This window comes from Streptomyces sp. TOM-9 (assembly GCF_056858595.1).
The window spans coordinates 9,010,566-9,035,076 of the sequence record NZ_JBXEQB010000001.1; the positions used below are offsets into that span (position 1 = coordinate 9,010,566).

Below are 24,511 nucleotides of genomic sequence, written 5' to 3' on the forward strand. Positions count from 1 at the left end.
GCCGGGAGAGACGTACTCATCCCAACTCATCATTCCGTTGGCGTAGTTGAGATGCGCCTTCACGGTGGCGGGGTGCAGATGCGGCGCCCGGTCCCGCGGTGAGGGAGGAGTCCCTGACGGGCGAACCCATGTACGGGCAGGGCACGTTCGAGGGAACCCCACCGGGTGAGTCGCCGTTGACCGCCCTCCTGAGCCGCCGCCCTCGCCCTCAGGCCCGCCAGATGTTGTCGAAGGCCGCCTTCTCGATGTCCTTCCGCTGCCGCACCGACTGCAGTTCCTCGACGGCGTCGTGGACCGCGGCCAGCACCGTGGCCACGGCGTCGTCGCCGACGTCGGCGAGGTCGCCGGGGGTCCGGTCCCCGGGGACCCCGGCGGCGGACGCGAGGGCGGCAAGGACGGGCTCCCCGGACGACCGTCGGCCGAGTGCCTCCCGGCGGGCGGGGGAGTCCAGCAGCACCTGCTCCCCGGTGGCCCAGGGCCGCCACCGGGGGCGGCTCACGGCGGTCAGACCGGTCGCCTGCAGCGCGCCGCGGTAGACCGAGGAGAGGTTGCGGCCCCTGCGCCACAGCCAGTCCTCGACGGACTCGTAGGGCTCCTGGTCGACGAGCGCGGAGGCCGCCTGGTCCAGCAGGTGGTCACCGGTGGCCGGCCCGTCCGCCGGCACCAGGCGGTCACCGTCCAGGGTGACCGCCCGCGCTCCGAGGAGATCGATCACCTCGGCCCCCGCGAGCGCGAGCGACAGGTCGCCCGGTTCGACGGGAGGGCTCGAAGGCACATCCATGCTGACGATCATCAGGTCCTGCGGCGTGCTCATGGCGGCTCCCGTCGAAGAGATCAACAACGATACGTCGCCGCGGGCCGCCGTCCGCCGTTCCCGGCGCACGGCGAGCCGCCCCCCACGGTGCGCGCAGGTCGGGGCGGTGCCCGGTCAGGGGTTCGTCCAGGCGCTGGGGGACTCCGTCAGGGCCAGGACGCCGTGCGGCAGTTCGGCCCCGGCGACGTCGGCGAGCGACACGCCCTCGAGGATCTCGCGCACGTTGGACCGCAGCGCGATCCACAGGGGCAGCAGCGACTCGGCGGGCCCGGTGTACGCCAGGTCCGGGGGGCGGACCCCGCGGACCGAGACGAGCGGTCCGTCGACGGCGCGGATGACGTCGGCGATGCTGATGGACCCGGCGGGCCCGGCCAGGCGGTAACCGCCGTTGCCGCCCCGCTGGCTGAGGACGAGACCGGCGCGGCGCATCTCGTTGAGGATGCCCTCGAGGAACTTGTGCGGGATGTCCTGGGCGGCGGCGATGGCCTCGGCCTTCATCGGCCCGGCCTCCGGTGACGCGGCGAGCTGCAGCGCGGCACGTACCGCGTAGTCCGCCCTGGCTGAGATCCGCATGGGCGCATTATCCCGTCGGGTGCCGGTGGTGTCGGTTCCGGGTCACACCGGCAGCGTGAACGGGGGGTGCGTGCCGTTGAGGAAGTAGTCCCCGACGTCGCGGAGGCGGGGGGCCACGGGCTCGTACAGGGTGTGGGTGCGCGCGTTGCGCCAGAAACGGTCCAGGCCCAGGCGCGCGGACGCGGAGCGGGGCCCGATGACGTCCAGGGCGCGCGTCGTGCTCTCCCGCACGGCGGTGGACGTCGCGACCTCGGCCACGGCCACGAGCGCCGAGATCTCCGCGCACTCCTCGTAGCCGAGGGCCTCCCCTCGTGCCAGGCCGCCCTCCAGTGCCTCCAGCGCCTGAGCGGCGAGCGCGGAGGCGGAGCGGGTGAGGACGGTCAGCTCGCCGTACGCGGCGAGCACGTGGGGGTCCTGGGGCGATCCGGCCGGCCACTCCGGCTGCCACGGCCGCTGGCCCGCCCTGCTGTACTCACGGGCCTCGGCGAGCACGCCCTCGGCCGTGCCGAGTCGGAGCTGGACCGACATCAGACGCCCCAGCGGCGAGGCCAGCGAGGCCAGGGGCGGCAGGACGTCCTCCTCGGCGGAGAGCGAACCGAGCACCTCGTCGGCGGTGACCGCCACGGAGGCGAACTCCACGCCGCCCCCGGCGGCGAGCCGCTGGCCGAAGGGATCGTCCTCCGCGCCGACCGCGACGCCGTGCCGGGCGGGGTCGACGGCGACGGCGAGCGGTTCCCCGGTGTCGGCCCGCACGGCGCGTACGGCGATGCGGTCGGCGACGAGGACGCCCGTGAGGTAGCTCTGCCGGCCTTCCAGCCGGTAGCCGCCCGTGGTCCTGGCCAGCGTCAGCGTCGGGTCCTGGCGGGCGAACCCACCGCCCCAGCACCACTGCCCGGCCGCGGAACGCCGTTCCAGCCCCGTGGCGGCCGAGGGCCCGGTGAGGAGCCGGGCGCTCCACGACACGAAGTAGTGCGTGCCGAGCAGTTGGGCGATCGCGGCGTCGGCCGCCGCGATCTCCCGGACCACGGCGTACGCCGTGGCCCAGTCCGCGCCACCGCCGCCGGACCCGGCGGGCACCAGCAGCGGCAGCAGCCCCGCCTCGCGCATCCGGGAGACCTCGTCGAACGGGGGCTTGCCCGCCTGGTCCCTGGCGACCGCGTCCGTGGCCAGGTCGTCCGCCGTCTCACGGGCCACCCGCAGCCAGTGCGCGCGGCCGGGCCCGGTCGGCTCCGGTTCCGGCTCCGGCGGCGGTGCTGAGCCGGACGGCGCGGTCTCAACGTCCATGGGCGTCTGGGGCACGTTCCTCATCCTGCGCAGCCTGTCGGACCACCGTCAATGCTTTCCCATCAATTCACTAGGAAATACTCGGCGGCGGCCGCTTCACGGGGTGCCCGCAGCGGTCCTGCGGATGGCGACGCAGGCGATGTCGTCGTTGAGGCCGCCGTCGCTGTGGCGGAGGAGCGCCTGGTGGAGGAGGTGCAGGAACCCGGCCGGTGCGGTGGTGGCGGCCTGCCCTGTCCAGGCGGTGAGGGGGAAGAAGGCGCCACCCGGGTCGCGGGTCTCGCTGACGCCGTCGGTGTAGAGCAGCAGCAGGTCGCCGACGGCCAGGGGAACGCGGTCGACGTGGTAGCCGGAGCCGACAAGTGCCGCCAGGTTGACCGGTGGTGAGGGGACCACCGGGTCGATGGCCCGGGTGCGGCCGCCGTGCACCAGCAGGGCAGGCGGGTGCCCGCAGCTGAGCACGGAGGCATGGTCGGCTGCGGGCGGGATCTCGACGATGACGGCGGTGGCGAAGCGTTCGCAGTCGTCCTCGGCGGGTACCGCCGCGGTGTACCGCGTGATGGTGGTCTCCAGGCGGTGCGCGAGGTGCGGCAGGTCGGGGGCCTCGTAGGCGGCCTCGTGGAAGGAGCCGAGGAGGGCGGCCGAAACCCCCACGGCGCGCAGGCCCTTGCCGCGGACGTCCCCGAGGATCAGGCGCAGGCCGTGGGGGGTGTCGGCCGCGGCGTAGAAGTCGCCCCCGATGCGCGCCTGGGGGGCCGCGGCGAGGTAGAAGGTCGCGATCTCCAGGTTCCTGATGCGTTCGGGCACCGGCCTGAGGAGGACCTCCTGCGTCGCGTCGGCGACGGCGCGGACCTGGGCGAGGGTGTGTTCGCGCTGCAGGCGCAGGTGGCTGGCGTAGGCGGCGGCCAGACTGACGGCGCCGATCGCCCCGGCGGTGTAGAGGGCGGACATGTCGGAGAAGGCCAGGGCGTAGCCGATGACCGGGAGCAGGCAGATCATCCCGAGGGTGAGGGTCGCCCGCACGGACCAGAGCGACGCGGCGAGCGCGGGCGCCGCCGGCAGCAGGCGGGTGAAGGGGACGTCCTGGGGGGTGAGGATCGCCAGGACCCCGATGACCGCGGTCAGGACGGCGGGGGACAGCAGAACGGGGTCCCGTCGCCGCAGGTTCGACCACATCGTCCGATACCGGGCCAGAGCGCTCATGGCTGGATCGTAGGCGATCCATGATCGCACCCCGCAGGTACGACATCTGATGCCGCGTCCGCCCCGGGACGCCCTTCGGGGGTCCGCGGAAGTCGCGCGTTCTTGGGCTGGTGTCTCCCACCTGCCGCGGTGTTCCGCGGGTGGGCCCTGCGCGTACGGGTCAGAAGGGAGGTTCGAGATCCCCGCGGCCGTCGCGGTGCGGCCCCCGGTCCCAGGGCTCCGCCCGGAAAGGTCCGGGGCCGGGGACGTCGTGGCCCCACGCTTCAAGGGCCCTCCGGGCGATGCGGCGGTCGGGCTCGTGGCCGTTGGTGTCGAGGACGCGGCGCGCGTGCACGGCGAGGTGATCACGCTGCTCGGCGAGTGCCGGGTGTTCGGCGAGGATGAGCGCGGCAACGACGGCGGCTTCGCGCACGTTCTCGTGGCTGTCCTGCACGAAGGGAGCGACGGCCCGGTAGAGCATCGGGCGCAGGTCCCGGAAGGACGCCATGGTCGTGCCGTGGGTGAGGAACCCGGGGAACCGCTGCTCGATGGGGCCTGCGATCTCGTCGGAAGCGTCGTAGGCCGTGGAAACCAGCCAGTTCAACAGCGTCGCGCGGATGGGGACGTCGCCGTAGGCCCGGAGGTTCGCGGCCGCCGGGTGGGTGAGGATGCCGGCGACGTACAGGGCGACGGGTGCGGTGGCCCCGTAGATGGTGCCCTGGTGGTTGACCATCTCACCCAGCTCCGACAAAGCGGTGACCTGGATCTTGGGATCGGGCTCCAACAGCCGCGCGAGGACGTCGGGAAGGTCCTCGCCGCTCCCGAAAGCAGTTTGGAGCGAGCCCCAATCGGTCTCCGCCAGGACCACCTGGTAGGGCGGCACGTCCGGCTCAAGGGGCACCCCGGCGCTGGAACGGCTCTCGTGCATGGGCCGAACCTAGACCAGGCCTCCGACACGATTGCCTTGCGGGCCTGCCATTCGGACTGCGGTCCCCGCGCGAGCTACGGGCGGGACGGCCGTCGAGGGCAGCCCGAGCGATCGCGTGCCGCAGGCGGACTGCCGCGGACTCGGTCCGGCCAACGAGGCCATCCAGTAGGGTTCCGACGCCGTGATCACTCCCGCGCAGCCGGATCGCTCCATGGCGGCAACGCCTTCGCGCGCGGTGGTGAGGAATCGCTGGAACCTACTGCGAGAGCATCCCAGGCGACGGGCGCGGCCGAGAAGACCGGTGTGGAGGGGTTTAGGCCCGATGCGAAGGGGTTTACGATGACCGAATTTTCCGAGGGCCCGGAGCCGAACGCCTGCTCCGCCTGGGCCGTTGTCGACTGGTTCTCCGATGCCCTCGACAAGACCCATTTCGAGGAGAAGTTCGTCGGCAACATGTCGGCCCTGGCGGTCAGCCCCGAGGGACGTGTGGCCGCCCTCGCGGACCGCTCCTTGCTCTTCCACCTGGACGCCGCCACCCACGAGCCCGTGGAAGTCGTGGCGCTGTACGACGAGAACGGGAAGGAGACGGACTTCGAGGCCCTGGTCTTCGATGAGGACGGCACGCTCCTGATCGCCTCCGAGGAACCGGCCGTTCGTCGCTACACCCCGGAGGGAAAGTTCATCGACAGGCTGCCGGTGCCGGACAGCCTCCTCCTCGCGCCTGCGGGCCGGGCCGTGGTCAACGAGACCTTCGAGGGCCTCGCCATGCAGCCCGGCGGCCTCACCCTGGTGGCGTCGATGGAGGGCGCGCTGAGGGGTGACGAGAGCGACTACGTGCGTTTCCAGGCGTGGAAACGCGAGACGGCAGGCGACGAGTTCCGGATCGGCGTGCAGTGGGGCTACGTGCGCGACAAGGGCCTGCTGCTGTCGGACATCTGCGCGTCCGGTGACGGCAGGCTCCTCGTTCTGGAGCGGGGCTTCGACAAGAGCGTCGGCAACATCATCCGGGTCTATCTCGCCGACCCGCGCGAGGCGGACGACATCACCCACGTCGAGAACCTGTCCGGCCAGGACGACGTCTCCCTGATGAACAAGACCCTGCTGGTCGACATGGTCAACTGCCCGCCGCTCGGAGCCACGAACAAGCAGTCGCAGGCCAACCCCCTGCTCGGCAACATCGAGGGCATGACGATCACCGGGACCACCCCGGACGGTCGTTTGAAGGTCCTCATGGTCACCGACGACAACCAGAGCGACATGCAGACCACCCGACTGTACGGGATGACCATACGGTTGCCCGAGCTCTGAGTCGCATGCGTGCGGCGTCTTGCGCCCGGCCCGTGCCCGATGCCACGTCGACAACGGTGCCGCTCGATGAGGCTCTGCCGCAAAGGCGGTACCGCCTCGCCGTGATCGACGGGCCCCACAGGGACCCCGGCCATGGGGAGGCGTCCGCCGGGTGGCGTGGGCACCCCACGGCGCCCGGCGGACGCGAGGGGCGTCACTCCACGAAGTGGCCCGGGCCGACGACCTTCCACTGGCGGGTGTGCGTGTCCTCGATCGAGGTGTAGGGGGCCTGGAAGACCAGCACCTGCTCGGTGGAGCGCTTGATGGTCCACAGCTCGGGGGTCCTGCCGGAGCGGTCCCAGGCGATGGCCTGGCCCTCGACGTCGGGCAGCTTGACGGTCGCCACCCAGCGCAGGTCCGAGCCCTCGGACGGGAGGTCCATCACGTAGGCCTCGTCGTAGTCGTGGCCGGTGATCCACAGCCGGCCGTCGGGGCCCCACGAACCTCCGGAGTTGCTCATCGGCCGGATCTTGTCCAGGAGTTCCTGCGGCAGCGTCCAGGCCTCCACGACCCGGAACCGGTCGTCGAGTTTGACGATCTGCGTGTTGTCGGTACCGCCGTACGGCTCCGTCGAGCCCGCCGGGGGCTTGTCGTAGTTGGCGAAGGCCGCCCACCACGCCCCGTCGTGCCGGTCCAGCCAGGTCAGCGAGCCGCGGTCGATGCCGAAGCCGAAGGTGTCGATGTGCTTCATCGTCCGGGTGTCGAACACCTCGACGGAGCTCTTCTCGGGCGTGGTGTTGTAGTTCGAGGTCGCCGCGTACAGCTTGTCGCCGACCACGGTGGCGCTGTCCATGTGGATGATCGGGCCGTCGGCGTCGCCGACGAACTGCAGGAGAGGTTTGCCGGTCGCCTTGTCGTGCTTGGTGATGGTCTGGTTGTTGACGGCGTAGAAGTACTTCCGGTCGACGGCCACGCCCTGCCGCGCGTCGAAGGCGGCGAAGGTGTGCCGGAGTTCGGCCGTGTACTCCGTGGGGGCCGCCTTCGCGACCGCCGCCTTCGCGACCGCCGGGGTCGAGGCCTCGGCGGATCCGAGGCCCGTGGCCGCCATGAGTGCCGCCGCCGCAAGGCAGGCTGCCGCGGCTGAAGCGATCTTGGTCCGTACGTGCATGGTTCCCCTCGGTCGATCCGGTGGCAGGGCAGGGTTCGACCCTGACGCGGCCGAAGATCGTCCACGCGAACTCCGGGGGAGCGGAGGGTGAAGGGCAGACCGCCGACCGCTGCGTGCGCGCCGCCCGGCTTCTCCGCGTCCGCGACCGCCCGCGCACGGGGGCCGCTGTCGGTGCCGGGTGGGAGACTTCCCGGCATGATCGAACCGAATCCCAAGGCGGACCTCCTCCGGTACCTGCAGGACGCGCGGGACACCCTGCTGTGGAAGATGGACGGGCTGTCGGAGTACGACGTCCGCCGCCCCCTCACGCCCACGGGGACGAACCTGCTGGGGCTGGTCAAGCACGCCGCCGGTGTGGAGCTGGGCTACCTCGGCGACACCTTCGGGCGGCCGTTCTTCGGTGCGGAGCGGCCCTCCTGGTACCGGGAGGACGCGGAGGCCAACGCGGACATGTGGGCCACGGCGGACGAGACGCGCGAGGAGATCACCGGGCTGTACCGCCGGGCCTGGGAGCACGCGGACAGCACGATCGAGGAGCTGCCGCTCGACGCGGTCGGCCACGTCCCGTGGTGGCCGGAGGAACGCCGGGCGGTGACCCTCAACCACGTCCTGGTGCGCGTGATCGCGGACACCCAGCGGCACGCCGGCCACGCCGACATCCTCCGCGAGCTCATCGACGGCAGCGTCGGATTCCTGCGGGGCAACGACAGCATCCCGTCGGACGACCGGGCCTGGTGGGAGGAGTACCGCGGCCGGCTCGAGCGCGTGGCACGCGAGGCCGGCGAGTGACCCGAGCGTGCCGGCCGGTATGCTCACTACCCTGGCGGGATGACGATGCACAGGATCGGCCCCGCGAGTGTCGACGCGATGATCGAGGACCTCAGGACGCTCGTCGAGGTCGAGTCCCCCTCGCGTGACGTCGACGCCCTGACGGCATCGGCCAAGGCCGTCGCCGGCGTCATCGAAAGGCGCCTCGGCGGCCAGGCCGTCTGCGTCGAGAGCCCCGTCGGGCCGCACGTCCGCTGGTCTTCCGGGGGCGACCCCAAGGTGCTGATCCTGGGACACCACGACACGGTGTTCCCGCTCGGTACCCTCGCACGGCGCCCGTTCACCGTCGCCGGCGGCCACGCCACCGGCCCCGGCGTGTTCGACATGCTGGGCGGTCTCGTGCAGGCCGTCCACGGTGTGGCGCTCCTGGAGGACCGGTCGGGCGTCGAGATCCTGGTGACCTGCGACGAGGAGGTCGGCTCCGCCCACTCCCGGGCCCTCATCGAGGAGCGGGCCCTCGCCTGCGGCGCCGTGCTCGTCTTCGAGGGCGCGGCCGAGGGCGGGGCGCTGAAGACGGGCCGCAAGGGCTGCGGCACGTTCGAGGTCACCGTCACCGGCCGCGCCTCGCACGCGGGACTGGAGCCCGAGGCCGGGGTCAACGCCCTCGTCGAGGCCGCGCACCAGGTGCTGGCCGTCGCGGCGCTCAGCCGGCCCGAGGCCGGGACGACCGTCACCCCGACCGTGGCGTCGGCGGGCACCGTCGACAACGTGGTGCCCGCGCAGGCGACCGTCGTCGCCGACGTACGGGTCGAGACGGCCGAGGAGAAAGAACGCGTCGAAGCCGGCTTCGCCGCGCTGACCCCGCACCTGGACGGAGCCGCCATCTCGGTCCGCGGCGGCGTCCGGCGGCCCCCGATGCCGGAGTCGGCGTCCGCCGCGCTCTTCGCCCTTGCGCAGCGGTTGCTGCCCGGCATCGAGGGCAGGGCCGTGGGCGGTGGGAGCGACGGCAACCACACCGCCGCGCTGGGAGTGCCGACCCTCGACGGTCTCGGAGCGGTCGGGGGCGGGGCGCACGCCGACCACGAGTACGTGGTCGTCGACGCCATGGCGGAACGGGCGACCCTCGTCGCGGGCCTGGTGCACGCCATCCGGAACGGGTAGCCGCAGGGGCCCCCGTCGCCGCCCGGTGTCACGGACACGGGGGCTGTCCGGTCCTGGAGGTAGCTGACGACCGCCGTGCGCGCCGGCGCACCGGGGCGGATCGACACCACTGCGGGAGGGAATGGCGATGCGGACGGTGGACCTCGGCGGTCAGGGACTGCGCGTGCCGGTGCAGGGCCTGGGTGCGATGGGGATGAGCGTGGACTACGGGGCGGGGGACGAGCGGGAGTCCGTGATCACGCTCAACCGCGCGGTCGACCTGGGCGTCACGTTCATCGACACGGCCGAGTCCTACGGCCCCTTCGAGAACGAGCGGCTGATCGCCCGCGCCCTCGGACACCGCCGGGACGAGGTCGTCCTGTCGACGAAGTTCGGCCTCGACTTCGCCGACGACGGTACGCCCGGTCCTCTCGACGGCCGGCCGGAGCACGTCCGCCGGGCCGTGGAGCGCTCGCTGCGCCACCTGGGCACGGACGTGATCGACCTCTACTTCATGCACCGGGTCGATCCCGGGACGCCCGTCGAGGACACCATCGGCGCGATGGGTGAACTGGTCACCGCGGGCAAGGTCCGCTACATCGGGCTCTCCGAGGTCTCCTCGGAGACCATCCGCCGGGCCCACGCCGTCCACCCCCTCACCGCGGTCCAGTCGGAGATGTCGCTGTTCACCCAGGACCTGCTGGACAACGGCCGCAAGGCGACGATGGACGAACTGGGCATCGGCCTGGTCGCCTCCTCGCCCATGGGCCGCGGCTTCCTCAGCGGGGCCATCCGCAGCGTCGACGACCTGGCGCCGGACGACGCGCGGCGCGGACTGCCCCGCTTCTCGCCGGAGAACATCGCCGCGAACCTCGTCCTGGTCGAGCGCGTACGGGAGATCGCCGAAGCACGCGGTGCGACACCGGGCCAGGTCGCGCTCGCCTGGGTCGATGCGCAGGGGGCCGTGGCCATCCCCGGTACGAAGCGGCGGAAGTACCTCGAGGAGAACGCCGCGGCGGCCGACCTCGTCCTGTCGCGGGACGAACGCGCCGCGCTCGGAGCCGCCGTCCCGGCCCGGGAGGTGAGCGGCGCGCGCTACACCGCGCGGGCGCTGGAGTCCACCAACCGCTGACCGACCGCCGGCCGAGCGCCGCGGCGGCGGTCCCCGCGACCGGGGGACCGCCGCCGCGTCCGTTCCGTGCCCGGATCAGAGCCCGGCGAGCACCGCGAACGGGTCGGCCGCACCGCCGTTGTCGACGGCGGCGATCCGCCGCCGCAGGGTGAACGCGGCGCCCGGTTCGATCGTCACCTGACGCTGGGTCATCGCCCATATCCCGCAGGCGTACACGGTGAAGCCCGGCTCGTCGTAGAGCAGCCCGTACGTCTGACCGTCGGAACCGGTCATGCCCACCCACGGCGCCGTCGGCTCGAAGTCGGCCGGGGCGGAGGCGGTCACGGTGCCGTGCCCCGCGACGCCGCTGCGCTGGCCGGCGCCGTCGTGGTCCAGCACGTCGCCCAGCCAGAAGGTGCGGGACTCCGTTCCCCGGTTGGTGAAGACGCTCTCGGCGGTCACCCAGGGCTCGCCCTCGCCGATCGTGAACGTCGTGACCACCTCGACGCCGGGGACCTGGGTGCTTGCCCCGGTGGCGCGCGCGGAGGCGACCGGGCCGCCCGCGGCGAGCACCTCCAGGGTGGTGGACCGCACGGTCAGCTGCTGCCAGGCGTTGCTCCCGCGCGGCCGCGCCGCCGAGGCGTACGGCAGGTTCATCCAGTCCAGCTGGTCCAGGTGACCCACGGCCGCCAGGTCCAGCGGCTTGCCCAGGGTGACCCCGGACAGCTGGGGGTCCTGGGAGCCCGCGGAGACGGCCAGCGACAGCATGCCGTTGGACAGCGTGACGTCCGTGGCCGCCGCCTGCGACTGCGGCCCGGGCACCGCACGGCCGGTGCCGGCCCGTACGGCGGCACGCGTCAGGGCCACGTCGCCCCGGGTCTGCGCGCCCGCGCGCACGGTGGCCGTGGCGGTCGCCGGTTCGTAGCCGACGCCGCCCACGGCGACCGCGTACTGTCCGGGCGGCGCGAAGGCCAGGTACTCGCCGGTGGTGTCGGTGGTGACGGCCGCGAACCGGGTGCCGTCCGCCGCCGTGACCGTCACCTGGACGTTGGCGAGCGGCTTGCCGGTGACCTTGTCGGTGATCCGGCCGACCAGGCCGTCGCCGGCGTCGATCCGCCGGGCCCCGGGGCGTCCGTCGCACACTTCGAAGGCGGCGATGGTGAAGGCCGGGGAGGCCGCGTCGTCGCCCTTGAGGACGATGCGCAGGTCGGCGCGCCACCGGTCGCGGGTCACGTCGCACATCACGTAGCCGCGGTAGGTGCCGTTGTAGAACTTCACGTGCGGGTTGGCGACGAGACCCGCCCGGACGTCGGCGTCCCAGCCGGCGCCGGAGGAGATCGACGTGCCGACGAACTCGGTGGCGACGACCGGCGCGTGCGGGTCGTCGAAGTCGGTCTTGAGGTCGTTGACCCAGTGGGTGTGCCAGTCGCCGCTGAGCACCACCGGGTTGGCGACGTCGCGGTCGGCGAGGAAGTCGAGGATGCGGGCGCGGGCACCCGCGTACCCGTCCCACTGGTCGAGGTTGACGATCTTCCCCGGGCCGAGGTCGTAGTCGAAGGCGGCCATGATGGTCTGCTGGGCGATGACGTTCCACCGGGCCTTGGAGCGGTCCAGGTTGCCGAGCAGCCACTTCTCCTGCTCCGGGCCGGTCATCGTGCGCTCCGGGTTCCAGACCTCGGGGCCCGGTTCCTTGCGGCCGTCCCCGTACGCCTGGTCGGTGCGGTACTGGCGGGTGTCGAGGACGCTGAACTCGGCGAGCTTCCCGAACCGCACCTGACGGTACATCAGTGCGTCCGGGCCGGTGGGCCGCTGCCCGGGCCGCAGCGGCAGGTGCTCGTAGTACGCCTGGTAGCCGTTGGCCCGGCGCTCCAGGAAGGGACGGCCGTCTCCGGCGCCACCCGGCACGTCGGCCGCGTAGTTGTTCTGGACCTCGTGGTCGTCCCAGGTGACGAAGAACGGGAACCGGGCGTGGGCCGCCCGCAGTTCGGGCGAGGTCTTGTACAGGGCGTGCAGCCGGCGGAACTCGGTGAGGCCGCCGTCGGTCGTCTCGTAGATGTAGTCGCCGAGGTGGAGGACGAAGTCGAGGTCCTGCTCCGCCAGGTCGCGGTAGGCGGGGTAGGCGCCGCCCGTCCACGACTGGCACGACACGAACGCGAAACGCAGCCGGTCGGCCTTCGCGCCGGGCGACGGCATGGTCCGCGTGCGGCCGGTGCGGCTGCGGACCTCGCCGTACTGGAAGCGGTACCAGTACCAGCGGTCGGGGGCCAGGTCGTCGACGACGACGTGCACGGTGTGCGCGGACTCGGGCAGCGCCGTCACCGCGCCGCTCGCGACGACCTTCCGGAAGGACTCGTCCTTCGCGACCTCCCACCGCACCTCGACGGGCGTCGCGGGCATGCCGCCGGTCTCCGCGTCGAGCGGATCGGGTACCAGGCGGGTCCACAGCACGACGCTGTGGTGGTCCGGGTCACCGGAGGCCACGCCGAGGGAGAAGGGCGCGGGGTCCAGTTCCGCGGCGCGTGCGGAGAGCGCCTCGGTCAACTGGCCCGCGGCCAGGACCCCGAAGGTGCCCCCCGCGAGGGCGAGGAAACGGCGGCGGTCGAGGGTGCGCAGTGCAGGGCTGGTGGTCACGTCCCAAGATCGTGCAGCAGCCGTACGGCCGGGCGGGTGTCGCCGCGGGGAAGGGACGGTGTCCGGCACATGTCGGGCGCGGGCGGTGTGTGCAACTCCACGGCTTGGAAAGGCAGTTCACTCGCGATTCATGATCGCGGACCTCGCTAGGCTGCCGGGTGTTCATCTGCGGCGCCCCATCGCCGCCCTGGAGCGGTCCGGCGGCACGGGGGGCTGTCACATCCACGGGGAGGAACTGTCACGTGAAGTCACGCAGGGTTCGGGCAGTCGGCGTCGTACTCGCCGCTTTCGGGCTGGTGTGCACCATCGGCAACTCCGCGAGTGCCGCGTCCTTCAGCTGGGGCGCGTACGAAGGCGGCGGTTACGGCTACTGGATGCAGGACCCGGGGCCCGACCCCATCGGCTGGGACGACGCCCCGGGCGACTCCATCGCGGCCTGCGACACCATCGCCGACGGCTGGGGGATCGAAGTCAGGCTCGACGTCAACCGGGACGGCGACATCGACCGCAAGGTCAGCACCCGCGGCCAGCACTCGCCGTACTGCTCCGGCTGGGCGAGCGGCAACCTGCCCGAAGGGACGCCGATCCGCATGTGGGTCGTCAAGGTCAAGGGCGACACCGAGTACCACCCCGTCTACAAGGACGGCAACGCCTGACACCCGTGCCGGCCGGGCGCGCGTTCCGCGCCCGCCCGGCCGGCCGGGGATGCCCCGGCGCGGGGGCCGGCGGCGGCGTTGCTACCGTGGCGGCGTGCCACTCCTGGGACCGGCTGACCCACTGCCCCACCGACCGCGTCGGGTGCTCGTCGCCGGCACGTCCGGCGCGGGCAAGACGACGCTCGCCGCCCGTGTCGCCGCCGCGCTGCGGGTGCCGCACGTGGAGATCGACGCGCTCTTCCACGGCCCCGGCTGGACCAGGCGCCCCTCGTTCGAGGCCGACGTCCACCGCTTCAGCGCCGAGCCCGGCTGGGTGACCGAGTGGCAGTACGGCTCGGTGCGCGCCCACCTCGCCGCCCGCGCCGACGTGCTGCTCTGGCTGGACCTTCCCCGGCGCCGCGTCATGCGCCAGGTGATCCGGCGCACCCTGGTACGTCGCCTCCGCCGGCAGCGGCTGTGGAACGGCAACGTCGAGCCGCCGCTGTGGACGATCCTCACCGACCCCGAGCACATCGTCCGCTGGGCGTGGAACACCCACGGCAAGACGGCGGCGCGGGTGACCCGACTGCTCAACGAACGGCCGGAGTTGACCGTGGTGCGCATCCGGAGCCACATCGAGGCGGCCCGCTGGGCGGACGGGCCGCTGCGGGACTCCGTCGTCACGCGGCCGTAGGACTGCCGCAGGACTGTCACCGAGCCGTGGTCATGGGGTCACGGTTCGTCTCAAGCATGGTCAACTCATAGCCTGAGCATGCCAGTTGGCGCACCATGGCATGTGCGCGCGGCAAGCGGCGGTCGCCGGTCGCCGAGACGGTGCGAAGAGTGCGAAGGGGTGGGTGGGAGTGGGCTTACGCAGACCGGTGCTGCTGGCGGCGGCAGGGGCGCTGCTGCTGGCGGGGTGCACGAGTGAGGGGAAGCAGGGCGAGGGCGCCAAGACGCCGTCGGGGGCGAGCCCGAGCGGGCGGAGCACCCAGAGCCCGGCCCCCTCGGCGTCGGCGGTGAACGACCCGTACACGCTGGCCGAGAGCGCGGCCCCCAGGACCCGGGCGCAGGCGGCCGACTTCGTCCGGGGGCTGACCGTGCGGCCGGACTACTTCGGCTCCGGATACCGCAAGCGCGAGCCGTACGAGACCGGGCCGGCGACCTGGACGGTGCTGGGCGAGGACTGCGTGTGGCGGCGTGAACCGCTCGCGGGCACCGTCCTGGCCAGCCTGACCCGCTCCTTCGTCCGGCCGGACACCGACGGCAACGACGGCAGGGGCGCGGTATTCGTTTCCCTGACGGTCACCGTGCACACCTCCGAGGTCGGCGCGCGCCGGGACATGGCGGTGTCGCTGGAGGAACCCCTGCGCTGCCCCAAGCAGCAGCTGAACGCCACGGAGTGGGTGCAGGGCATGGCCTCGCGGGGCGACCCGTACGACGAGCAGCGGAACGCCACGTCCGACGACGACCTCATCGAGTTCGGCGAGTACGTGGTGGACGGCGACGGGGAACCCCGCCGCTTCGACTGGTTCAAGCACCGGCTCGGCCCGGTGACGGTGGCGGCGACCGTGCGGCACGCCGCTGGTGCCGGTGAGGCCGAGAAGTCGAAGGTCACACAGGCCGCGCTGACGGGGGTCACGTACGTCACCGCCGACATCGACCGGCTCGGCGCCGTGCAGGCGAAGGAGGCCGGGGTGTCCGGCGGCGAAGCGGAGGGTGCGGGCGATGAGTGAGCCGATGCGTCCGACCGACCCGGCGTCCGTCGGGGGCTTCCGGCTGCTGCGGCGGCTCGGCGCCGGCGGCATGGGCGTGGTGTACCTGGGGCGCTCCGAGGCGGGCGCGCTGGCCGCGGTGAAGGTGATCCGGGCGGAGAGCGCCACCGACGACGAGTTCCGCGCCCGGTTCGCGCGGGAGGCGCAGCTCGCGGCGCGCGTGGAGAGCCCCTGGGTGGTCCCCGTGCTCGGTGCCGACGCCGCGGCGCACGAGCCGTGGCTGGCGACCGCGTTCGTGCCCGGCCCCTCGCTCGGCGAGGCGGTGGCCGAGCACGGCCCCCTGCCGCCGTCCGTGCTACGGGTCCTCGGGGCCCTGCTGGGCGAGGCCCTGGCCGCCGTGCACGAGGCAGGTCTGGTCCACCGCGACGTCAAGCCGGGCAACGTGCTGCTGGCCGTCAACGGCCCCCGGCTGATCGACTTCGGCATCGCACGCGCCGCGGACGACACCGCGATCACCGCCTCGGGCCTGGTGATCGGCACCCCCGGATTCCTCTCGCCCGAACAGGCCCGCGGCGAGCAAGCAGGCCCCGCCGGTGACGTGTTCGCCCTGGGCTGCGTGCTCGCGTACGCCGCCACCGGCCGCCCGCCGTTCGGCACCGGCACCTCCGACGCCCTGCTCTACCGGACCGTCCACGACGAGCCCGACCTCGACGGGGTCACCGGCGAGCTGCGCGAGGTCATCGACGCCTGCCTGGCCAAGGACCCGCAGGCCCGGCCCACTCCGCAGGAGCTGCAGCGGCGGCTCTCCGAGGACGGCCCCGAGGACGCCGCCCCGGAAGGCGCCGTCCCCGAGGGCGCCGTCGCGTCGCCCCCGGCCTGGCTGCCGGACGCGGTGGCCCGCACGGTCGCCGCACGCTCCGCCGAGAGCCTCGCCCTGCCGCCCGTCGAACCCACCGTGGTGGACGAGCCCGGCGACACCCCGTCGGCGCCCCGGCAGCGGCTCACGTCCCGGCGGCGGCTGCTGGCCGTCGGAGGGGCGCTGCTGCTGGCGGGCGGCGGCTCGGGGGCGGCGCTGTGGGCCGCAGGACGCGACGACCCCGAACAGAAACCGGCCGCTGCCGCCAAGCCCTCGTACGTGCTCGGGGTACAGGTCACCCGCGGCGGGCCGGACGCGGGCCTGGCCACCACCTGCGAACGGGCCGCGCGGCTGGCCGTGGCCGAGCACAACGCGAACCCCAAGCGCGCGTTCTCCGTCCGCGTGCGCGTCCTCGACGACGGCGGGACCGTCGACCGGGCCGTCACTGTCGCCCACGACTTCGCCGCCGACCGCGACGTGGTCGCCGTGCTCGGCCCGACCGGCGAGGTGACCCTGCGGGCCGCCTCGCGGATCTACGCGGCCGCGAAGCTGACGCACGTCTCCAGCACCACCGGGCAGAACGACTACTACGTCTCGTCCCCGGACGTCACCTTCCAGACCGGCGCGCCCCACCAGGCCGAGGGCACCGCTATCGCGCTGAGCGCCTTCGTGACCGGCAAGCTGGGCCGTGCCGGGGTGGTCATCGACCGGTCCGGCGGGTCCGTCATGCACGACCAAGGCGGGGTGCTGGTGACCCAGTGGCGCGACACCCTCGGCGGGGAGGTCGTGCCACGCGTCGTCGCGGAAGGCTCGGGAGACGGCCCGGCCGCGGTCCGTGACCTGCTCTCCCGCGACCTCGACGACTTCGTCTACCTGGGGCCGCTGGAGGCGACCGTCGACGCGGCCCGGCAACTGGCCCGGGCGGGCTTCACCGGCCGGCGGTGGATGTCCCACCTGCTCTACGGCTCGGACTTCCCGCGCCTGGCGGGTGCCGCCGGCGAAGGCTGGTACGCCGTGACGCCCGCCGTCGACCCGGCGGCACTCGGGACCGAGGAGGCCGAGCGCTTCACCGCCGCCTGGCGGGACCGTTACGGGAGCACCCCGGAGCCGTACGCCACCGAGGCCTACGACAGCGCCCGCATGCTGCTGCAGGAGTTCGCCCGCACCGTGCCCACCGGAGGGGGTCGGCCCGCCCGGCCCGCGCTCGCCCAGCGGCTCGCCAAGGCGAGCTACCAGGGTGTCGCGCGCACGTACACCTTCAACGAGTACCACCAGTACGCCACCACGACGCAGAACATGGGCAGCGAGACGTACGTGCACCAGGTGCGCGACGGACGCTTCCAGCAGATCGGGCCGATCTTGCCGAAGCAGGAGAACCAGTAGGGCCATGGACCAGCTGCTGCCCGCCGACCCGGCGTGGATCGGCGGGCACCGACTCGTGGCGCGGCTCGGGGCCGGCGGCATGGGTGTCGTCTACCTGGCGCGCTCACCGCACGGCGCCTGGGTCGCGCTGAAGGTGATCCGCGCCGAATACGCCGAGGACCCCGGCTTCCTCGCCCGGTTCCGACGCGAGACGGAGCTGGCGACCCGTCTGTCGAGCCGCTGGACGGTGCCCGTGCTCACGGCGGACGCGGACGCCCGCTCGCCCTGGCTGGCCACCGCCTACGTACCCGGCCTGCCCCTCAACGAGGCCCTCGCCCGGCACGGGCCGTGGCCGCCCGCGCAGGTCCGCACCCTGGCCGCCGCGCTGGCCGCGGCCCTGGACGACGTGCACGGCGCCGGCCTGGTCCACCGCGACGTCAAACCGGCCAACGTGCTGCTCGCCGCCGACGGGCCGCGCCTGATCGACTTCGGCATCGCCAGGGCCGTCGGCGCGACGGCGCTCACCACGGACGGCACCGTCATCGGCTCACCCGGCTACCTGTCCCCGGAACAGGCCCGCGGCAGGGCCGTCGGACCCGCGAGCGACGTGTTCTCACTGGGCTGCGTGCTCGCCCACACGGCCACCGGCAGGGCCCCGTTCGGCACCGGGGGAGCCGCCGCGGTGCTCTTCAGGACCGTGCACGAGGAACCCGACCTGACCGGCCTGCCCGGCGAACTCGACGCACCTCTGCGGGCCTGCCTCGCCAAGGACGCCGGTGGACGCCCCACGGTGGCCGAATTGCGCGGCCTGTTCGGCGCGTTCGACCCGCGGTCGTGGCTGCCCGGCGGACTGCCGGCGGTGGTCGCCGACCGTGCCGGTCGCGTCCTCGACCTGCCGGTGCCGGAACCGACGGAGCTGTCCGCCGCAGGCCCCGGCCCGCATCCGCCGTCCGCCGCGTCCCCGGAGGCGGGGACCTCCCGGCGGCGGCTGCTCACCGCGTCCGCCGCGCTCGGCGTCGGCGCGATCGGCGGCGGCACCGCCTGGTGGCAGTGGGGCCGGTCCCGCGGGGCGGGCGGGACCGGGAAGCGCACGCTGCCGACCCGGGTCATCGGTGTCCTCGGCGACCGCTCGGACGCGGCCGTCCAGGCCCAGGAACGCGGAGCGGGCATCGCGGTCGCCGAGCACAACGCCCGTCCCGGCCGGTCCTTCGACCTCGCGCTGCGCACCGCCGACGACCGGGGCACCGCGGCCGGTTCCGCCGCCGCTGCCGCCCGGCTCGCCGCCGACCCCGACGTGCACGCCGTCATCGCGGCGGGCACCAGCCAGGCCGTGCCCGCGGCCGTTCCGGTCTGCACCGAGGCCGGCGTCTGCCTGCTGGTGACCCGTGCCGACACCGAGCAGCTCAACGTCGTCCACACGACCACCGCCCTCGTGCTGCGCCCCACCCGCACCGCCGGACCCGGCGCCGTGGTGCGCTACCTCAACCGCGTCGTCCGGCCCTCGCGCACGGTCGTCGTCCACGACCTCGCCGACGAGGAGGAGGGCCTGCCCACCGTCCAGATCGTCACCGTCCACGGCAAGCTCGACGGCACCGTCGACGTCCTGGAAGTGGCCGCAGGCAAGGGCTTCACCGCTGCCGCGCACACCATCGCCGCCCGCCCCGACGACGCCGTCCTCTTCGCCGGCGTCACCCCCGCCCGTGCCGCCGCCTGTGCCAAGGCCCTTCGCACGGCCGGTCACCGCGGCGTCCGGGTCGCCGACGAGAACGTGCTGTCCGCGTCCTTCCTCCGTGAAGCCGAGGGCTGGTGGATCGGCACGGCCTACGACGACGCCTCCGCGGACCCCGGGACCCGCGCGTTCGCCTCCGCGTACCGCACCCGCCACCGCAGCGACCCGGGGCCCTGGGCCGCCGAGGCCTACGATGCCGTCCGCTTCGCCGCACACGGCCTCGCCGCCCGGACCGGCGACGACCGCGAGTCGCTGCGCGGGGAACTCCTGCGCGCCCCCTGGCAGGGCATCACCCGCCGCCTCAGCTACGAGAGCCAGTCCCAGTTCCTGGAGACCGGCCAGGACGGCGGATGGTTCCTCTACCACGTGGAGGACGGCCGGGCCCGCTTCGTCTGCCGCCACGACGACATCGGCAAAAGCACATGAGGGCCGGCGTCCGGCACCCCGGCCGTCCCGGCCGTTCCCTTGTGCCGGGCCGTCAGCGCGCGGTGCCGTCACCCCGGATGCCGGGGCGATAGCCGAGACAGCGGGAGGCCTCCTCCGCGGCCTCGACGACGCAGGGGGCGAGCCGGCCCACGTCGGCCGGGGTCAGCCGCTGCGTCGGCGCGCCGATGCCCACGGCGGCCGCCAGCTCGCCGGTGCTGCCGAAGACCGGGGCACTGACGGACGCGGCGCCGATGTCGCGTTCCTCGAATGAGGCGGAGAAGCCGTTGCGGCGGATCTCCTCCAACTGGTCGTCCAGGAGGTCGATGTCCACCACGGTGCGCGGGGTGTGCCGGGTCAGGCCGTGGCCGACCGCGTCCCGGCGGGCGGTGGGGTCGAAGGCCATGAAGACCTTCCCGGCCGAGCCCGCGTGCAGGGACATCACCATGCCCACCGCGAACATCCGCATCACCACGTGGTGGGCCTCGGCCAGCGACACCACGGTGCGGTGGGCGCCGTCGCGGACGTAGAGGCAGGCGGTCTCCCCGGTCCTGTCCCGCAGCCGCTGCAGCGCGGGCCGGGTCAGCCGCACCATGTCCAGGCCGAAGGTCCCCGGCGCCGCCCACTGCACGAAGTGCAGGCCGATGCGGTAGGTGTCCCCGTCACGGTCGAGGAAGCCCTCCCGCAACAGGTTGTGCACCAGGCGCTGGCAGGTGCTCGCCGGCAGGCCGGTGGCCCGGGTGATCTCCTGGAGGTTGAGCTCGGGGCGCTCGATGGTGAAGCACTCCAGGATCTGGCGGATCTTCTGCAGGACCAGCAGCGGCGCGGTCCCCGCCTTCCCGCCCATGCGCATCACCGCGTCCTTCCGGCCCTGGCCGGGCCCTTCCGTACGAGGACTCACCGTACGTCAGCCGGCGCGACCCGGGTGCGCAGCGGCACGGGTGCGGCCGGCACCGCGGACAGCGCGGAGTCGAGCCGGTGCCCGAGCAGCACCCGCAACTCCTCGCGCAGCGTGGTGAGACGGCGGACGTCGATCCCGGTGCCGATGCCCGCGTGGTGGCAGAGGTTGACCAGGTCGTCCGTCCCCAGGTTCCCCGCGGCGCCGGGGGCGAACGGGCAGCCGCCGATGCCGCCGAGCGCCGCGTCGAAGCGCCGTACGCCCAGCCGCAGCGCCTCCCAGACGCCGGCGGACGCCATCCCGTAGGTGTTGTGCAGGTGCAGGCCGAGGGGGAGTTCGGGCAGCGCGTCGCGGACGGCGGTGACGGTGCGCCGGATGTGCCAGGGGCTGGCCGCGCCGATGGTGTCGGCGAGATGCAGCACGCGGATGCCGAACCCGTCGAGCCGGCGGGCCAGTTCCACCACGGTGCGTGGGTCCGTCTCCCCGTCGAAGGGACAGAGGAAGGCGGTTGCGATGGTGGCCTCCAGCCGCACCCGGTAGGCCTTCAGCACTTCCACCGCGGGCAGCAGGCGTTCCAGCGCCTGCTCGCGCGGCACCCCGGCGTTGGCGCGGCTGTGGCCGTCGCTCGCCGAGACGGTGAGCCGTACGTCGCGCGCGCCGGCCGCGATCGCCCGGCGCGCGCCGCGTTCGTTGAACACCAGTGTGTGCAGCAGTGCGGACTCCCCGGGCCGTAGCCGGGCCACCAGCCGGTCGGTGTCGGCCAGCTGCGGAACCTTCTCCGGGTTGACGAAGGAACCGATCTCCAGCGAGGGCACCCCGGCCTCCAGCAGCCCGTAGGCCAGCCGCAGCTTGTCCGCGAGGGGGAGCACGGCGGGCTCGTTCTGCAGCCCGTCGCGGAGCAGCACATCGGTGATCACCACCTGGTCGGGCGTGGCGGTCATCTCACACCACCCCCTGCGCGCGCAGTTCGGCGCGGCGGTCCGCCCCGATGCCCAGCTCGGCGAGGACGGCGTCGGTGTGCTCGCCCAGGTCCGGGCCGAGCCAGCGTGTGCCGCCGGGTGCCTCGGCCAGCTTCGGGACGACGCCGGGGAAGGCCACGTCCTGGTGCCATCCGGGGGCGATGGCCACGCGGTGCCGTTCGAGCATGCCGCGCGCGGCGAAGTGCGGGTCCTTGGCGATCTCGGCCGCGGTGTAGATCGGGCCGGAGGGGATCTCGCCCTCCTCCAGCCGCTGCAGGACCTCCTCGTACGGCAGCCCGCCGGTCCAGGCCGATATCGCGGCGTCCAGTTCGGCGGCGTGCCGCACGCGTCCCGCGTTGTCGGCCAGGCGCGGGTCGGCGGCCAGTCCGGGCCTGCCGATGACGGCCGCCAGGCGCTTGAAGACCGCGTCGCCGTTGCCGCTGATCACCACGGACACTCCGTCCCCGCACTCGTACGTGTTGGACGGCGCGGCGCCGGGCAGGGCGCCGCCGGCACGTTCCCGTTCGACGCCGAAGGCGTCGTGGTCGGGGGTCAGGGACTCCATCAGGGAGTACACCGCCTCGTACAGGGCGACGTCCACGACCTCCCCGCGCCCGGTCGCGGCGCGGCGGTGGAGCGCGGCCAGGGCGCCGACGACGGCGTACAGACCGGCCACGGAGTCGGCGAGGCTGATGCCCACCCGGGTCGGGGGGCGGTCGGGGTCGCCGGTGAGGTGGCGCAGTCCGCCGACGGCCTCCGCCACGCCGCCGAAGCCGGGGCGGTCGCGGTAGGGCCCGGTCTGGCCGTAGCCGGAGATGCGGACCAGGATCACCGCCGGGTTGACCTCCCGCATGCGCTCGGGGCCGAGGCCCCAGCGTTCGAGCGTGCCCGGGCGGAAGTTCTCCAGCACCACGTCGGCGCGGGCGATCAGGGCCAGGGCCACCTCGCGGCCCTCCGGGCGCCGCAGGTCGAGCGTGACGGAGCGCTTGTTGCGGTTCATCGCGCGGAAGAGCAGGGAGGTGTCGCCCTCGTGCAGCCGCCAGCGGCGCAGTTCGTCCCCGACGCGCGGCCGTTCGACCTTGACGACGTCGGCGCCGAAGTCCGCCATGAGACGGCCGGCGGACGGGGCGGCGATGAAATTGCCCAGCTCCAGGACCCGCAGCCCCGTGAGAGGGCCGGACGGCGTTTCGCTGTCCTGTTCGAAGGGTTCGGGCATCTGCCATCACCTCGCAGACCCATATGGTGATGTCCACTTCCATGATGTGGGTCAGGGAGTCTCCCGTCAATAAGTCCCATATGTTCCTCTCAATGGGTGAGACGTGCTCTTTTCCGCGCGAAATCGGCCGCCCGGAGCATGCGTGTGCATGTGCCGGACCGGCGGAGTACCCTCATGATGAGTCGCCGTCTCACTCAGAGCCGGTCATGGACGAGCCCGCTTCCGCACCATGATGGGGCGCCTGCCCGAACTCGCCTCTCCGGCGCCGTGTGTGCAAGGGAGCGCGGATGTCCGAAGTCCCGGTGCTGGCCAACACCGCCGTCGCGATCGTCGGCATCGTCGTACTGATCGTCCGCTTCCGCGTGAACCCGGTGATCTCCCTGGTGGTGGGGTCGCTCTACCTGGGCCTCGCGACCGGTCTGGGAGTGACCCGGACCATCAGGACCATCACCACCGGCTTCGGCGACATCATGGCCGAGGTCGGCCTGCTCATCGCCTTCGGCGTCCTCATGGGCGCGGTCCTCCAGGAGATGGGCGCCGTCGAGCAGCTCGTCGACCGCCTGCTCCGCGTCTTCGGCCCCCGGCGGCTCCCGCACTCCATGGCCCTCACCATCGGCACCCTGCTGCAGGCCATCTACCTGGACGTACTCCTGGTCATCTGCGCACCGCTGGCCCGCACCGCCTCCCGCAAGATCGGCCCCCTCGGCTCGGCCCGCATGGGTGCCGCCCTCGCGATCGGCCTCGAGAGCGGCATCGTCCTCATGGTGCCCGGCGTCGGAGCACTGGCCCTGGCCGCGCTGCTCCACGTGCCCCTGGGCACGATGCTGCTGTGGGGCCTGGCGCTGATCGTCCCCACGGTCCTCGTCTCGGTGACGGTCATGTCCTTCCTGTTCCGGCGCGGGCTGTGGAACGGCGCCACCGACGAGGACGCCGCCGTCGCCCCCGGAACGGCCGACCCCGCGGCACCGCAACCGGAGCCGGAGCCGGAGCCTGAGACGACTTGCAAGGCCGACGCGGCGCGGGTCGACCCCGTCCCGGCCGTCGCCGTGGTCGGCGGAGGCACCACGCCGGGACGTGCCCGGCCCGGGACCGGCCGCCCCCTGCGGCACCGCCCCGCGCCGGGGCTGCGGACCACGCCCGTGGGTGCTGCGCTCCAGCGCGGCGAGGGGAAGGGCCCGCGGCTGCTCGTGCGGTTCGCCCCGCTGGTGACCGCCCTGTTGATGATCGGTGGCGGCGCGGTCGCCCAGGCCACCCACGCCCGCAGCCCGGTGCTGACCTTCATCTCCAGCCCCGAGGTGGCACTGCTCACCGGGCTCGTCGGCACGCTGCTCGTCGCGCGGTTCACCGTGGGCCGCGAAGGGGTGGAACGCGCCCTGGCCCGCGGCTTCAAGGACAGCGGCCAGATCCTCATCCTGACCGCGGTGGGCGGCTCGCTCGCCGCCGTCGTGGGGGCGTCCGGTCTCGGCGGCATCCTGCGCGGCTCCTTCACCACCGGCGGGCACGTCGCACCGCTGCTGCTCGTGTGGGCCGTCGCCGCCGCACTCCACCTCGCCGTCGGCTCCGTCACCATCTCCGCGATCACCACGGCCGGCATCCTCGCCCCGATCGCCCCCGGCCTCGGCCTCGACCCGGTGCTGGTGGCGCTGGCCATAGGCGCGGGCTCGCTGTTCGCGGTGCACGTCACGAGCAACACCTTCTGGCTGCTGCAGTCCCTGATGGGCCAGACCACCCGCGGCACGCTCAAGAGCTGCACGCTCGGCGTCTCCGTGGCCTCGGTCGTCGCCCTCCTGCTGCTCCTGCCGTTGTCGATGTTCGTGTGAGTCCGGCGGTGCGCT

Annotated in this window: 20 protein-coding genes; 10 read left to right on the forward strand and 10 right to left on the reverse strand. The window is 73.4% G+C overall.

Translation table 11 applies throughout. The features are described 5' to 3' along the window. Positions 1 to 208: 208 nt before the first annotated feature. The 5 genes from AC1VWI_RS41310 to AC1VWI_RS41330 all read right to left on the reverse strand — a co-directional run bounded on the left by AC1VWI_RS41310 (position 209) and on the right by AC1VWI_RS41330 (position 4,778). Entirely contained in the window at positions 209 to 814 is a 606-nt protein-coding gene (locus AC1VWI_RS41310) for a GOLPH3/VPS74 family protein (protein ID WP_499516197.1), read from the reverse strand. 114 nt (positions 815 to 928) lie between these two features. Then, positions 929 to 1,387, reverse strand: coding sequence for an RrF2 family transcriptional regulator (locus AC1VWI_RS41315; RefSeq protein WP_499516198.1), 459 nt, complete (start codon positions 1,385 to 1,387; stop codon positions 929 to 931). A 42-nt stretch (positions 1,388 to 1,429) separates the two neighbouring features. Beyond that, entirely contained in the window at positions 1,430 to 2,671 is a 1,242-nt protein-coding gene (locus AC1VWI_RS41320) for an acyl-CoA dehydrogenase family protein (RefSeq protein ID WP_499517038.1), read from the reverse strand. 96 nt (positions 2,672 to 2,767) lie between these two features. Further along, a complete protein-coding gene (locus tag AC1VWI_RS41325; RefSeq protein WP_499517039.1) occupies positions 2,768 to 3,844 on the reverse strand; it encodes a PP2C family protein-serine/threonine phosphatase in 1,077 nt (358 codons plus the stop codon). A 187-nt stretch (positions 3,845 to 4,031) separates the two neighbouring features. Next, the gene (locus tag AC1VWI_RS41330) at positions 4,032 to 4,778 is read right to left on the reverse strand and encodes a hypothetical protein (RefSeq protein WP_499516199.1); all 747 of its coding nucleotides are present in this window, start codon (positions 4,776 to 4,778) and stop codon (positions 4,032 to 4,034) included. 339 nt (positions 4,779 to 5,117) lie between these two features. Between AC1VWI_RS41330 and AC1VWI_RS41335 the strand changes: the two genes are divergently transcribed. Next, positions 5,118 to 6,086 (forward strand): esterase-like activity of phytase family protein, encoded by a 969-nt coding sequence (locus AC1VWI_RS41335; protein WP_499516200.1) that lies wholly within the window; start codon positions 5,118 to 5,120, stop codon positions 6,084 to 6,086. Between the two features lie 193 nt (positions 6,087 to 6,279). Here AC1VWI_RS41335 and AC1VWI_RS41340 read toward each other — a convergent pair whose 3' ends face one another. Continuing rightward, positions 6,280 to 7,233 carry a hypothetical protein gene (locus AC1VWI_RS41340; protein WP_499516201.1) on the reverse strand — a complete coding sequence of 318 codons (954 nt, stop codon included), beginning with the start codon at positions 7,231 to 7,233 and terminating at the stop codon, positions 6,280 to 6,282. Positions 7,234 to 7,428: 195 nt separating this feature from the next. Here AC1VWI_RS41340 and AC1VWI_RS41345 point away from each other — a divergent pair, with 195 nt between their 5' ends. The 3 genes from AC1VWI_RS41345 (at position 7,429) to AC1VWI_RS41355 (ending at position 10,273) form a co-directional block, all read left to right on the forward strand. Continuing rightward, a complete protein-coding gene (locus AC1VWI_RS41345) occupies positions 7,429 to 8,022 on the forward strand; it encodes a DinB family protein (RefSeq protein WP_499516202.1) in 594 nt (197 codons plus the stop codon). A 39-nt stretch (positions 8,023 to 8,061) separates the two neighbouring features. Then, the gene (locus AC1VWI_RS41350) at positions 8,062 to 9,162 is read left to right on the forward strand and encodes a M20 family metallopeptidase (RefSeq protein ID WP_499516203.1); all 1,101 of its coding nucleotides are present in this window, start codon (positions 8,062 to 8,064) and stop codon (positions 9,160 to 9,162) included. A 127-nt stretch (positions 9,163 to 9,289) separates the two neighbouring features. Further along, positions 9,290 to 10,273, forward strand: coding sequence for an aldo/keto reductase (locus tag AC1VWI_RS41355; protein ID WP_499516204.1), 984 nt, complete (start codon positions 9,290 to 9,292; stop codon positions 10,271 to 10,273). Between the two features lie 75 nt (positions 10,274 to 10,348). Here AC1VWI_RS41355 and AC1VWI_RS41360 read toward each other — a convergent pair whose 3' ends face one another. Next, entirely contained in the window at positions 10,349 to 12,883 is a 2,535-nt protein-coding gene (locus AC1VWI_RS41360; protein WP_499516205.1) for an alkaline phosphatase D family protein, read from the reverse strand. Positions 12,884 to 13,125: 242 nt separating this feature from the next. Between AC1VWI_RS41360 and AC1VWI_RS41365 the strand changes: the two genes are divergently transcribed. The 5 genes from AC1VWI_RS41365 to AC1VWI_RS41385 all read left to right on the forward strand — a co-directional run bounded on the left by AC1VWI_RS41365 (position 13,126) and on the right by AC1VWI_RS41385 (position 19,606). Beyond that, a complete protein-coding gene (locus AC1VWI_RS41365; RefSeq protein WP_499516206.1) occupies positions 13,126 to 13,539 on the forward strand; it encodes a hypothetical protein in 414 nt (137 codons plus the stop codon). 94 nt (positions 13,540 to 13,633) lie between these two features. Beyond that, the gene (locus AC1VWI_RS41370) at positions 13,634 to 14,212 is read left to right on the forward strand and encodes a P-loop NTPase family protein (protein WP_499516207.1); all 579 of its coding nucleotides are present in this window, start codon (positions 13,634 to 13,636) and stop codon (positions 14,210 to 14,212) included. Positions 14,213 to 14,381: 169 nt separating this feature from the next. Further along, the gene (locus AC1VWI_RS41375) at positions 14,382 to 15,254 is read left to right on the forward strand and encodes a hypothetical protein (protein WP_499516208.1); all 873 of its coding nucleotides are present in this window, start codon (positions 14,382 to 14,384) and stop codon (positions 15,252 to 15,254) included. Beyond that, positions 15,247 to 17,472 (forward strand): bifunctional serine/threonine-protein kinase/ABC transporter substrate-binding protein, encoded by a 2,226-nt coding sequence (locus AC1VWI_RS41380; RefSeq protein ID WP_499516209.1) that lies wholly within the window; start codon positions 15,247 to 15,249, stop codon positions 17,470 to 17,472. The genes AC1VWI_RS41375 and AC1VWI_RS41380 overlap by 8 nt, the downstream gene beginning before the upstream one ends. A 4-nt stretch (positions 17,473 to 17,476) precedes the next feature. Continuing rightward, on the forward strand, positions 17,477 to 19,606 hold the full coding sequence (locus AC1VWI_RS41385; RefSeq protein WP_499516210.1) for a bifunctional serine/threonine-protein kinase/ABC transporter substrate-binding protein: 2,130 nt from the start codon (positions 17,477 to 17,479) through the stop codon (positions 19,604 to 19,606). 52 nt (positions 19,607 to 19,658) lie between these two features. On the opposite strand, the gene AC1VWI_RS41390 is transcribed toward AC1VWI_RS41385, so the two are convergent. The 3 genes from AC1VWI_RS41390 to AC1VWI_RS41400 are packed head-to-tail and all read right to left on the reverse strand — an operon-like array spanning position 19,659 to position 22,676. Further along, complete coding sequence (locus tag AC1VWI_RS41390) at positions 19,659 to 20,456, reverse strand: IclR family transcriptional regulator (RefSeq protein ID WP_499516211.1); 798 nt, start codon at positions 20,454 to 20,456, stop codon at positions 19,659 to 19,661. A gap of 44 nt (positions 20,457 to 20,500) precedes the next feature. Beyond that, positions 20,501 to 21,442: a hydroxymethylglutaryl-CoA lyase gene (locus AC1VWI_RS41395; RefSeq protein ID WP_499516212.1), complete on the reverse strand. Its 942-nt coding sequence runs from the start codon at positions 21,440 to 21,442 to the stop codon at positions 20,501 to 20,503. A 1-nt stretch (position 21,443) separates the two neighbouring features. Next, on the reverse strand, positions 21,444 to 22,676 hold the full coding sequence (locus tag AC1VWI_RS41400; RefSeq protein WP_499516213.1) for a CaiB/BaiF CoA transferase family protein: 1,233 nt from the start codon (positions 22,674 to 22,676) through the stop codon (positions 21,444 to 21,446). Between the two features lie 287 nt (positions 22,677 to 22,963). On the opposite strand from AC1VWI_RS41400, the gene AC1VWI_RS41405 reads away from it, so the two are divergent. Further along, complete coding sequence (locus AC1VWI_RS41405) at positions 22,964 to 24,496, forward strand: GntP family permease (RefSeq protein WP_499516214.1); 1,533 nt, start codon at positions 22,964 to 22,966, stop codon at positions 24,494 to 24,496. Positions 24,497 to 24,511 lie beyond the last annotated feature (15 nt).